The 12657-nt window shown below is 49.1% G+C and carries 10 protein-coding genes; 2 read left to right on the forward strand and 8 right to left on the reverse strand.

The genetic code is table 11. From position 1 onward, the window contains the following. Positions 1–21 precede the first annotated feature (21 nt). From GON22_RS14305 to GON22_RS14325, 5 genes are all read right to left on the reverse strand, one after another. Entirely contained in the window at positions 22–1095 is a 1074-nt protein-coding gene (locus GON22_RS14305; protein WP_160396778.1) for a substrate-binding domain-containing protein, read from the reverse strand. Further along, the gene (locus GON22_RS14310; protein ID WP_160396779.1) at positions 1088–2992 is read right to left on the reverse strand and encodes a cache domain-containing sensor histidine kinase; all 1905 of its coding nucleotides are present in this window, start codon (positions 2990–2992) and stop codon (positions 1088–1090) included. Before GON22_RS14310 ends, GON22_RS14305 begins: the two co-directional genes overlap by 8 nt. 185 nt (positions 2993–3177) lie before the next feature. Further along, a complete protein-coding gene (locus GON22_RS14315) occupies positions 3178–4008 on the reverse strand; it encodes a carbohydrate ABC transporter permease (RefSeq protein ID WP_160396780.1) in 831 nt (276 codons plus the stop codon). 2 nt (positions 4009–4010) lie between these two features. After that, positions 4011–4895 carry a carbohydrate ABC transporter permease gene (locus tag GON22_RS14320; protein WP_160396781.1) on the reverse strand — a complete coding sequence of 295 codons (885 nt, stop codon included), beginning with the start codon at positions 4893–4895 and terminating at the stop codon, positions 4011–4013. 110 nt (positions 4896–5005) lie between these two features. Beyond that, a complete protein-coding gene (locus tag GON22_RS14325) occupies positions 5006–6313 on the reverse strand; it encodes an extracellular solute-binding protein (protein WP_160396782.1) in 1308 nt (435 codons plus the stop codon). A gap of 369 nt (positions 6314–6682) precedes the next feature. Between GON22_RS14325 and GON22_RS14330 the strand changes: the two genes are divergently transcribed. Further along, positions 6683–7651 carry a glycoside hydrolase family 113 gene (locus GON22_RS14330; protein ID WP_202113245.1) on the forward strand — a complete coding sequence of 323 codons (969 nt, stop codon included), beginning with the start codon at positions 6683–6685 and terminating at the stop codon, positions 7649–7651. After that, positions 7648–8850, forward strand: coding sequence for an AGE family epimerase/isomerase (locus GON22_RS14335; RefSeq protein WP_160396784.1), 1203 nt, complete (start codon positions 7648–7650; stop codon positions 8848–8850). The genes GON22_RS14330 and GON22_RS14335 overlap by 4 nt, the downstream gene beginning before the upstream one ends. Positions 8851–9075: 225 nt before the next feature. Here GON22_RS14335 and GON22_RS14340 read toward each other — a convergent pair whose 3' ends face one another. From GON22_RS14340 to GON22_RS14350, 3 genes are all read right to left on the reverse strand, one after another. Continuing rightward, the gene (locus GON22_RS14340) at positions 9076–10362 is read right to left on the reverse strand and encodes an ABC transporter substrate-binding protein (RefSeq protein ID WP_160396785.1); all 1287 of its coding nucleotides are present in this window, start codon (positions 10360–10362) and stop codon (positions 9076–9078) included. Between the two features lie 153 nt (positions 10363–10515). Beyond that, complete coding sequence (gene rpiA / locus GON22_RS14345; RefSeq protein WP_160396786.1) at positions 10516–11391, reverse strand: ribose-5-phosphate isomerase RpiA; 876 nt, start codon at positions 11389–11391, stop codon at positions 10516–10518. 625 nt (positions 11392–12016) lie between these two features. Then, entirely contained in the window at positions 12017–12655 is a 639-nt protein-coding gene (locus GON22_RS14350; RefSeq protein WP_336604313.1) for an HAD family hydrolase, read from the reverse strand. Between the last annotated feature and the right edge of the window lie 2 nt (positions 12656–12657).

A 12657-nucleotide genomic window follows, 5' to 3' on the forward strand; every position in this document is an offset into this window, starting at 1 on the left:
CTCCTTCTTCGGAGCAAGTCGTTACGAGTCTACGCGGGGCTGCCGATTGGCTGAACCAATGGAATCGCGATAAACCATTTCTCCACTGATTAATATTTTCTCGAACGGCTCCTTCGGATAATTGATTCGTTCAAGCACCTTATCGACTGCGCGCGCACCTAGCGTTTCTTTGGGCACGTTCACTGTCGTTAAAGACGGGGAATGATGGCGCGTATCAATATTATCAAAACCTGTAATTGAAATCTCGCCGGGCACGTCGATATCTAATTCCCGAAATGCTCTTGCAGCGTCCATTGCCAGTGAGTCATTCGCACAGACAACAGCCGTCGGCAGCGTTCCCAGCTTCTTCTTGCGCATTGCCCAAGCTTTAATTGGCTCATCGTAATGCTCCATATTGTCCAAGGCCGTCAGATGCTCATCCTTTATCCACAGGCCGAACTCTTCCATCGCGTTTCTAAACCCGTTCCAACGGTCGAAGAAGCTTCTCGAATAACGGCTATTGCCAATAAAGCTAATGTTGCGGTGCCCGACACCGATCAGATGTTTGGCCAGACGATACATACAATCATAATTGTTAGCAAAGACAGTATCAGAAGGAATAAGCGGGTCTTCATGGTCGACCAAAACCATCGGAACGCCCAATCGATGAATTTCGAGCAGCATAGGCGTAGCGATCTCACCCACGCCGATTAACCCCATAATGCCTTCTGGATTCAACAGGTGGAGAAAGCTTTCAACATTTTGCTCCATCACGATGAACATGCCAATCCCTTTATCTTCCAATCGTTTTGTGATGCCATCCAGTATTTTGCCCCAATACTCGGAGTCCTTCGTTTGGAAACGTATATTCGGCATGAGCACAAACATCGATTGCTTCACTTCCGATTCATCTGGCGCTTCCTCAGGACGGCCGCTCTTGATCGGCTTCACATATCCGCTAGTTTGCGAGAAATAGCCGAGTTGGGAAGCCGTCTGGATCACGCGGTCTCTCGTTGCGCCGCTAACGCCTTTTTTGCCGGAGAGCGCTTTGGAAATCACATATTTCGATACGCCGAGATGGTCCGCAATTTGCTGCATCGTTACTTTTTTAGTCACTCGTCTTCCCCCCATTATTGGACAGCGTGCCGTTATCAGAATGAGGAAGCGGCAAGCGGAGGATGATTTCCGTACCGCCTTCTTCTCCTTCTAGCGCTTCCATGCCGTAGCTGTGGCCGTAGTGAAGCTTGATCCGTTCATTTACATTTTTCAAACCAATCCCGCCACGCTTCTCCCCGCTGCCACTGCCATTAAGACCTGAGAAGGAACGGTTGAGCCGTTCGCGCGTTTCTGCTGCCATGCCCAGCCCGTTATCCACGACACGCACCAATAAGTAGCGTTCGGTACTCTCGATAAGGATGGAGATTCGCATCTGCGCCTTACGGTCGTCCAGGCCGTGGTATATCGCATTTTCCACAATTGGCTGAAGCAGCAGCTTAAGCGTAAGAACGCCTTCATGCGCTGGATCTGCATGCATCCGCAGGTCAAACCGATTCGGATACCGATAGTTGAGCATCTCGACATAGTTTCGAACATGCTCCAATTCCGCCGCAACGGTCGTCTTCTCCCGCACATCGCCGATGCTGTAACGAAGCAGCTTGCCAAATACCGATAACATATCCGCCGCCGCATCATCGTCATTAAGCTCAGCTACCATTCGGATCGTTTCGAGCGTGTTGTACATGAAATGAGGGTTGATCTGATTTTGCAGCGCATGCATCTCCGCCTCGTTCTTCTTCGTCTCCATCTCATAGATGTCCTGAATTAATTGATCGATTCGGACAATCATTCGGTTAAATTGATGGCCTAACTGCCCGATTTCGTCCCGGCGTTTCACTGGAAACTGCACCTTGAAATTCCCTTCTTGAACGGATCGCATCAGCCGCATCATTTTGCGCAGCGGCTTCGTTAAGGCAAAAGACAACAGAATGGAGATGAGTAACGCAATTCCGATCGTTACAAAAGTAGCCGCCCAAGTCGCATTCCGAATTCGAATCGAATCCTTGTTCAATTCCCGCTCGGGGATAAGAATAAACAGCTTCCAATTGGTATTGGGCGATGTTGTATAGATGACGAGCTGCTTTTGCCCATCAACCGTATGATAAAAACTGCCGTTGGTGCCGCCTGCTTGTCGCACGACAGGGCTATCGATCTGCTTCGCTAATTGGCGCTTATCGCTATCGTAGATTACCCCGCCATGAACATCGATAATAAACGATTTGCCATGCGTCAGCTTGTCCAAATCAATCATTTGATCCTCAATTACCCGAATGTCTGCATCAACTGCGATAAGCCCGATAGGCTGCAACGAGGCTTCATCTACGATTTTGCGGACGACCGTAAAGGCGCTTCTGGCACTATTAAGATTGCTCGTATAGGTTTCCGTACCGAATAATAACGCTTCTCCGCCAGATTGCTCCGATTTTGCCCGCCATTGCTGATAGCTCTTCTCCAAATCCAACCGGACAGCGCCTGCCTCAGTCGAGAAATATCCGTTGCCATACTTATCAAAAATATAGACAACGTTCGCTCCCCGCTTGATGTTATTAATAAATTTGACCGAGGATTGGATGCCCCGTTGAATCGATAACAATTGATTAAAATCGTCAGGGACAGGCTCCATCCCTGGCGTAGATTGAGCTGTCATTCGCTGTTCGTAATAGTTGTTGGACCGAATCAGGTTTTGTTTAATCTCAGCTTGATAGGCGGGAATCGATGAGATGCGCATCATATCTTCGATATAATCATCGACCCGCTCCATCATCGCTTCCTGCAAATTCGTCGAATACGATACCGTCGTTCGCTCAATTGAATTCGTGTAATTCGAATAAGATATATAGCCGATAAAGGTCAGGGGCAATGAAATGACGCCTAAAAACACAATCAACAGCTTGCGCTCCATCGGCATGTCACTAAACGTGGACCTTATCATTTTTGACCACTGTCTCGCTTCCATCACGCCATTCCTTCCGGCCAATTGTTGTGGCAAATAACTTCTACATTATACGACATTTACATACCCTATGCACTCATTCGTTATTATCTGGCGCTCGTTTTCACCTAACAATTCACACTAACACGCTAATTAAATCAAAAAAAGCTTTCGCCAGGTCGAAACCTGGCAAAAGCTTTCATTAAACGTTACTTTACAGCCCCATTCGTGACACCCGCGAAAATGTACCGTTGCAGGAACAGATACATTATTGCGGTTGGAATCATAATGATCAGAATTGCCGCGGAGACCATTTGCCAATTCCCGCTGTTCGAGCCGAAGAAGCGCATAAGCGATGTCGATACGACGACAAGCTCCGGCTTGGTCAAGTACAGGAATGGCGTGAACATGTCATTATAAATGGAGATCGTCTTCAAAATAACGATCGTCGCTGTCGCCGGGCCAAGCAGTGGCAATATGACCGCATAAAAGATTTTGAACAACGAAGCGCCTTCCATCATCGCTGCTTCATCTAAGTCATAGGGAATGTTGCGAATAAACTGCATATAGATGTAAATCTGCAAAATATCCGCACCAACGTACAGCAAGGTTGGGCCCATGAGATGATTCGTCAGCCCGAGACCTTGAATCGTTTTGTAGTTAATGACCTGCGTCGTGATTTGGGGGATGATCGTCGCGAACAGGAACAGCCCTACTAATGGGCCTTGCAGCTTAAATTTAAAGCGGGTTACGGCATAACAGAAGGAAGCCCCAATCAATACGTTCAGGATTAGCGTTACGCCAACTATAACAAGTGTATTCCCGAACGCACGGCCCATATCCGCTTGCACGAATGCATCCGCAAAGTTGTGAAGATGCAAAAAGCTGTCCGGCATTGACATCGTTGGCTTCGCCAAATACTCATCCGGGGTCTTAAACGCATTCGCCACGATGATATACGGCGGGAACAATACCACGAACGCTGCGATGATTAACGAGATATATTTGATGCCGATCCAAATCGGATTTGCTTTCGCCATCGCTAGCCTCTCCCTCTATTCAAGAAATACCGCTGAATGGACAACACGGCGACAACTGCTATCAACAAGACCACACTCATGGCCGATGCTAGCCCGTAGTTGTTAAACTGGAAGGCGGTCTCGATAATTTTCATAACAAAGGTTTCGCTCGCCCCTGCCGGCCCACCGTTCGTTAATACGAATGGAAGATCAAATACTTCCAATGCGCCCGTAACGGTCAGGAACAGGTTCAGCTCAATGATTTTATAAATGTTAGGCACGGTAATGAAACGGAATTTTTGCCAATTGTTCGCGCCGTCGATCGACGCTGCTTCGTACAGGTCAGCCGGAATTGACTGAAGCGCCGCTAGATAGATAACCATATTAAAGCCCATAAACCGCCAGAAGCCGATAGAAGCCAACGTGTAGTTTACAAACGATTCCGAACCGAGCCAGCTCGTTTCCGAACCAAGCCCAAGCTTTCCTAACAAAAAGTTAAGCGATCCGTCGGTCGTATCGAATACATAACCGAACAAATAAGCGACTGCAACGCCATTCAATATATACGGAAGAAATAACAGCAGACGGAAAAAATAACGCCCTTTGAGCTTGCCGTTCAATACGATTGCAAAATAGATCGCTGCGATATTTTGGACAACCCCTACAACGAAGTAAGCGACATTATGTTTAAAAACGCCAAAAATTTCGGGATTAGTAAACACTTCACGATAATTGGAGAACCCGATCCAATCTTTCTCCTGGCTCATGCCATCCCAGTTCGTAAAGCTAAGCCGAATAAGCTCAAGCGCTGGATAATAGGAGAACGTCAGCAGCAGGAGAAGGGGCAGTGCGATAAACGAGATAATAATAATTCTTTTTTGCGTTTCAAAAGGAAGCCTGCTGAGCATGGGATCCCATCCTCTCCTAAATCTCTAGATATCTCTCCTCGACAGTACCGCGCCTTGGGAACGGACGCTCCAGCAGAGCGCCCGTTTCAAAGCGTGGGATACAGCTTGCGTTACTTGCTTACCGAGCTTTTTGCTTTCGCCCATTGCTTGTTCAGCTTGTCCAGAACCGTTTGCGGGTCTTTCGCCAGCACGAACTCTTGCAGGAATTTGCCTTGATCAATTTGCGCCGCGTTTTGGATCGAAGTCGCCAAGTCGTTCGATGCGCCAAGCTCGATAAATTGCGGGTTATAGCTGTTGAACTCAGCGAGTTGTGGCAGCTTCGATTCTTTGGCCGCCAGAGTCGGAATAAAGCCTGCAAAGTCCTCATAACCGGATTCCTCAACCATCCATTTCACGAATGCTTTAGCCGCTGGAACATTGCCGTCTTTGTTAACTGCATAGAACCAGTCCGGATTCAATGGAGCCTTAAGTGAGCCCGAGTTGTCGACAGGGAATGGGAAGAAGCCGATATCTTCGGACGCTGCGCCATTCTCGATAACTTGGTTAATGACCCAGTTGCCAAGCAGGTACATGCCGAACTTGCCTTGCGCAACATCTTTTTTCGATTTTTCCCAGTTCGACGAATTGATGTCCTTCTCCAGCAAGTCTTTCTCGTGCAGCGTACGAAGAATGGACCATGATTGGCCGTATACGCCATCCATCGTGTAAGGCGTGTCGGTTTCGGCACGTTTGTTTTGGTGGTCCGAAGCGCCGCCAATCATCGTCGGCACGTCGTATACCCATGCATCCAGCGGCCATTTATCTTTGAAGTTCGAAGCCAGCGGAATGATGCCCGCGTCCTTCAGCTTTTGCGCTGCTGCATAAAACTCGTCAAGCGTTTTAGGAATTGCCGTGATGCCTGCTTTAGCAAACGCTTTTTTGTTATACACGATGCCTACCGTGCTGTTGCCCGACGAAACGCCATACATTTTGCCTTCAAACGCTTTCAGGTCCTTGAAGCGAATGTCGCCGGAAAACGGAATATCATCAAGTGGCGCAAAATATTTCGGGAATTCCGAGTTTGCGATGCCAGGGCCGATCAGAATAACGTCTGGATATTTGCCGGAAGCGATCCGTACTTTCGACGTTTTCTCGTAATCGAGCACGGCTTCGAATTGAATCTCTACGCCTGGGTACTTTTCTTCGAAACGTTTTTTGTATTCCTTAAACTCTTTTCCGACCATGTCCGTGCGCTGCGTCAGGAAGGTGACTTTGCCTTTGATCTCTTCCCCGCCCGTGTTGTTCGTTGCTTCTGTCACCGGCGCTTTGCCATCGTCAGCAGGCTTAACTTCATTGTTTGCATTATCTTTTCCGCCACACGCCACTAACATTGTTAGCATAATAACACTAACTAGAAATAACGATAATGATTTCTTCACTTATTTATCCCCCTCTTTTCGTTTTGTTACCGCTTGCATTTCGAGTATATAACCTAATCGAAACAGAAAAAATGGTCTGTATTTTGTTTTCTAGTCTTCAATTTACCTTTTGGTTCAAATCTAATATTTCACCAACAAGTTTTTGTGTAAGCGCTGTAAATTGCCAATAAATCATTTATATATGTAATCCTCCTGCTGCCTCACCTCATTTATTCGCTTACATTATTTTTTTATGCCGATCCTATTGCCAAACGATGTGCCATGATGTTTACTTATGATAACAAAACAATATTTTGTTATGCTAACTTCAATTAAGTTTGCATTCACCTTAGCATTTCATTATGAGTAATGGAGAGATGTTTAATGTTTATGAGCAAGCTGGATCATTTTATCGGTGGGATGACATGGGGCTGGACTGGCGTTAGAGGCACTTGGGGGAACGATGAAGCACGCCAATCGATGGCACGCATGGTGGAACGCCTGAACGTGAATTGGACGGCTATCACATTTGCTGCCATGCAAGCGCATCCGCAAGCAACGAATATCGCTTATCAAGAAGCACCAACCGTAACCGACGCGGAAGTACGCAGCATGATAACGGAAGCCAAGCGGCACGGCCTAAAAGTATGCCTTAAACCTGTCGTTAATTGCACAGATGGCACATGGCGCGCCCATATTAACTTTTTTGACAACGATGTTCCTTGTGAGCCGAAGTGGTCCGAGTGGTTCGCATCCTATACGGCATTCATGCTGCACTACGCCGCAATTGCTGAAGAAATGGGTTGCGAGATGCTGTGCATCGGCTGCGAGATGGTACAGACAGACCGCAGGGAATCCGAATGGCGCGCATTGATTAAGAAGATTAGAGCGGTATATAGCGGAATCGTTACTTACAATTGCGACAAATATCAAGAAAGCCATGTGCAATGGTGGGATGCCGTCGACGTGATCTCCTCCAGCGGCTACTATCCGATTAACGATTGGGACCAGCAACTGGATCGAATTGAGGCGGTTGTGAAGAAACATGGCAAGCCGTTCTTCTTTATGGAGGCAGGATGCCCCAGCCGCGAAGGGTCTGACCATTTGCCGAATGATTGGGGCCTGCCGGGAGATCCAGACGAGTCGGTCCAACGCCGCTACTTTGAAACGATGTTCGATCGTTGCAACGCGCGAGACTGGGTTGGCGGGTTCATGTTATGGGATTGGCCCGCACTTCTGTATGCCGAACATGCCGCTTCGGGCAATGATGACTATTGCATGTTTGGCAAAGAAGCGGAAGCGGTTGTCCGTAGCTACTACACACTGAAAACAGCAGAACGGGAGAAATCAAACACATGACGAATACGACCCCGTGGAAACAAGAATGGGCCCAAGCGATACAGCAAGAGCTAGAAACTAATATTCTCGCGTTCTGGATGAAGCATGCGCCTGACGACAATGGCGGCTTCATCGGAGAGATTGCACAGAATATGGCGAGAGTAGCCGATGCAGAGAAAAGCCTCGTATTGAACACGCGCATACTTTGGACGTTCGCATCCGCCTATCGGCTGTACCGCAAACCGGAATATGCAACCATCGCGGACCGCGCCTTTGCTTATTTAAAAGAGCGTTTTATCGATTCGCGCCACGGCGGGCTGTTCTGGATGCTCAATGCGGAGGGTGAGCCGGCCTCCGATAAAAAGCAGGTTTACGGCCAAGCTTTCGCCATCTATGCTTGGTCGGAGCATTATCGCGCGACGGGCAATCGCGAAGCGTTGGATGCGGCCATCGCCTTATTCAAGCTCATCGAACGCCACGGGCGCGACAGCATGCACGGCGGCTATTTTGAAGCGCTAGCAGCGGATTGGACAGCAACCGGCGAACTTAGCCTTAGCAATAAAGACTTGAATGAGAAGAAGTCGATGAACACGCATCTTCATGTGCTCGAAGGCTACACGAACCTGTACCGGGTTTGGCCATCTGATGAGCTTCGCGAATCGCTTGCAGCACTCATTCAAGTCACACTGGATCATATCATCGATACTGGCACCGGCCACTTTAAGCTATTTTTTGATGAATGCTGGAACAATAAGTCCGATCATATTTCGTACGGGCACGACATCGAGGGCAGCTGGCTGTTAGTCGAGGCGGCTGAAGTGCTTGGAGACGAGGCGCTCACGAAATCTGTGAAAGCAGTCGCGCTATCTATGGCGGAAGCTACGCTTCGGGAAGGCGTTGATCCTGACGGTGGCATTCCGAACGAAGCGGACGGCTCCGGTCTCATCGATACGGACAAAGATTGGTGGCCGCAAGCAGAAGCCGTCGTCGGGTTCTATAATGCCTACCAAATGAGCGGAGACGAGCGATACTTAAGCGCAGCGCGTTCGTCATGGCAGTTTATCGAATCGTTCCTCATCGATCGGGCTAACGGCGAGTGGTACTGGAGCGTGACCCGCGAAGGCGTTCCAACGGAAGGCCACCCGAAGGTTGGCGCTTGGAAATGCCCTTACCACAATGGCCGTGCTTGCTTCGAAATGCTGGAGCGGCTCAGCCGTTAATTACTTGCCTGATTGAAGCACAAAAGGGTGTCCCACAAGCGGAAACCTGGGGACACCCTTCTTCACTTTGTATATTCTAACGGACTCAGATGCCGCTATTTGAGCAAAATCGCCCACTCAAAGGTGCAATTGTGCCAAATAACGGCTGTGGAGTCCGTTACTTTTGCAATTGGCGATTTTGGAAGGCTATAACGTCACTGAGGTCCGTTTAAAGACTGGCGTATATTATTTCACAAGCAGCCGCGCTTCCCGCCATCTTGCATTGTACTGCTCGAAAGTTTGCTGTAAATCGGTCGAAGCGATCCACTCTTGAATATACTCACCCGACCAGAGGGAGATATTCGCCTTCTCCGCGATCTGAAGGAAACGGTCGCTAGGCGGCTTGCTCTCTACGAATGTAGGTGAGAATGAAAGAAACTGGCTCATTTGCGGCAGCGTGGACATCTTCTCATTTTCGTTGACCGACAAATATCCCTCATCCCCCACATAGCCTGACTGTTTGACGAAAAACTGGACCCATTCCTTCGCTAGCTCTTTCTTGCTGCTAAACTTGCTTACGCCGATGAACCAGTCCGGCACGAGCGGAGCGAACCGCCCTGCCGCCGCGTCATCATACGGAAATGGAAAAAATCCTATATCTTCTGAGCGTGCCCCTGCGTTTAAAACCTGTTGGATAACCCAATTGCCATTGAAGTAGATCGCTGCGTCGCCCGATGCGATTTTTTTCTTTGAAATTTCCCATTGGTTAGCGATGAGCCCTGACTCCGTATATCCTTTATCGATTAACGTCTTTACGATGTTCATCGATTGCCCCCACGCATTATCGACCTGCCATGGATCGTCAGAATCAGCCATTGCATTCAAGTAGGTGTTGTCACCCGTCATAAATCCGACCAGTTCTTCTCCCCATAGCTTCATCGGCCATTGTGCGCCATAGTTAATATAAACAGGCGTAATTCCCGCCTTCTTCAGCTTCTCGCACGCAGCGTAGAAAGCGGTCAGTGTTGTTGGCAGCTCACGGATGCCTGCCTTCTCGAACGCCCTCTTATTATAAACAACCCCAATCGTCGCCGCGCCCGTCGCCATGCCGTACCTAGCGCCTTCGTAAGACTTATAGTCTTTGAAACGAATCGAATCAAACATTCCATCTGGCAACGGTTCAAAATATTGCGGCAAATCCTGTGCCATCAAATTGGCAGGGAGCAGCAGCACATCTCCCATATTGCGGGTAGAAAGGCGAACCATAATATCAGAGGTGTAATTGCTCAGCCCTTGAAACTCAACTTTAGCGCCAGGATGCTCGCGTTCGAATCGTTCCGCATAATGGCGCATCGTGCCATTTTCGATAAGATCAACCCGATTTGTTAGCACGGTTAGCGTCTCGGTTCGATTCTCGCCAGCAGCCAATTTGCCGCCCGTTGCGTTGCCATTCTCCACTTCCGCACCCGAGCAGCCCGTCAGCGCCCAAGAAACGGCGAGCACGAGCACCATCATCCAGACGGTTTTTTGCATATACCGTTCCCCCTTACGCGCACATAAGCCCAGCCGTATAGGAAGCGCTTTCTATCATTATACGACAATCCTAACAGCAATACTATATTTCAATAAATGTTAGGCTAACGAAGCATAGAAAGCTGTTGTTATCATATGTCTCCCCATTCATTATCAGCGAAAAGTGAGCCCGTTATGCTTCATTGCTTGGCGAAGCAATCGCACCGCATTTGGTCCAATGCCGTGCAATTGGTTCAGCTCCAGTTCACTAATTTGCGCAAGCTGCCCTAAATTCGCAATGCCCGCGCCTGCAAGAGCGCGCAGTGCAGGTTTCGCTAATCCAGCAGGCAAATCCAAGCTTTGAGCCCCTTCGCCCTCACTATTCCGATCGCGTACATCTACACCTTCATCGGAACCGACGATAATCGTATCCGACATTTGAATAAACAAGCCATGCTCGACGACACCTGGTATCGCATGAAGCTGCTGGCCTAGTTTAGCGGCATTCCCAATCTGTTCAAAATGGCAGTCAACTATATAATTGCCGTTGTCTGTGACATAAGGGGTACGGCCTTCCTGTAGGCGCAGTATCCCGTTGCTGCCCAGCTGCTCCAGCTTTTTCATCGTAAGCTCGAACGCGAAAGGTACAATTTCCACCGGCAACGGAAACTTGCCTAACTGGGCAACAGCCTTCGATTCATCAACGATTACGATAAATTTTTTGCTGTTAGCCGCTAATATCTTCTCCCGGAGCAGGGCGCCTCCACCGCCTTTAATCAGATTGCCGTGGGTATCCACCTCATCTGCCCCGTCGATGCTAATATCAATAACATCGATCTCGGAGAACGGAATGATCGGGATGTGCAGCTCGCGCGCTAGCGCCTCCGATTGCTTCGAGCTGGCGACCGCTTGAATGCTAAGGCCTTCCTGCACAAGCTTCGCAATGCGATGGATGGCAAAATAAGCAGTCGAACCCGTTCCTAAGCCGACAATCATTCCGTTGCCGATGTACTCTACTGCTTTCTCGGCCGCAACTCTTTTTGCATTCATTTATGCTCCTGCCTTTCTTCTCAATATTTGTATAGGAATTCATATCCAAACAGTAGCCCTGCATTTCCGGTGCCCTATTCACTCAGCGGCACGCCGGTCCTGGCTCTAGGGCAGATTGCGTTCCGTGCTGAAGCTGTCGCTCATTCTAGTTGGCTATCCGGCGATGATGAGCGACCGCTCGTTCTAGTTCGCTATCCGGCGCTGATGAGCGCGTGCTCATTCTAACGGACTCAGGAGCCCTTATTCGCCCGAAATCAGCCACTTTTCTGCTGTAACGGACTCAGATGCCGCTATTTGAGCAAAATCACCCCCTCGCACCCGCAATTGTGCTAAATAACGGCTGTGGAGTCCGTTACAGTTTCAATCGGCGCTTTTTGAGGCATATAACGGCTCTGGAGTCCGCTAGAAAACCAACATGTCCGGGCATTGGCGGGTACTATGTGTTTCGGCCAACAAGCATACGCTCATCATTATATAACAGGCCCAAGCATACGTTATAACATTCCGATATTGTTGGGATGATCGCGCACCATTCAGGTGCAACACCGACTTAAAGTTGGCGCTTCAACGGAACAGTCAAAAGGCTGCGCCTACATTCTCGTAGGCACAGCCTTTTTCATTGCTTTTACAGCCTCAGCCACTCATTTAACTCCAACAGCTGTTCAATCCTTCCAATTGGCTCGACGCCGCGCGAGCGCATCGCCTCAAGGCTCGTGCCGTAGCTGACAAAAGATATTCCTGCATCGACTGAACCTTTCCCATCGATCCAAGAATCCCCAACGGAGAGCCAATTCGATGCTGGAATCCCACTGCGCTGCACCACCGTCTCATATCCGCTTGACGAAGGCTTCATCGCCTGCATACTCTCCCGGCCAACGATATACCTGAATCGATCGATAATTCCGGTATCCGTGAGCGCCCGCGCCGCAGCTTGTTCCGCATTATTCGTCACGATCGCGAGGATGTACCGCTCATCCAGTGCACGCAACAGCTCTTCCGCTCCTGGCTCAAGGCCTGCATCAGCCATGCCCCGCACCTCATGCTCCACCGTTAACCGCATGACTTCCTCATATCCCGCTTGGGACAAGCCAGCTTGCTTCGCTTCCTCGATTAGTATCGATGTCGTATAGCGGCTCAGATCGATTGCCTCCGGCACCAACGAACGGCTTGCCAGCCAACCATGCACCTCCTGCTTCATTGCAGGGAAATCGATATGTGATCGGAGCAATGTATTGTCCATATCAAAAATAATGCCTTTCAGCACGG

The organism is Paenibacillus sp. MMS18-CY102 (genome assembly GCF_009789195.1).
Classification (GTDB): domain Bacteria; phylum Bacillota; class Bacilli; order Paenibacillales; family Paenibacillaceae; genus Paenibacillus_T.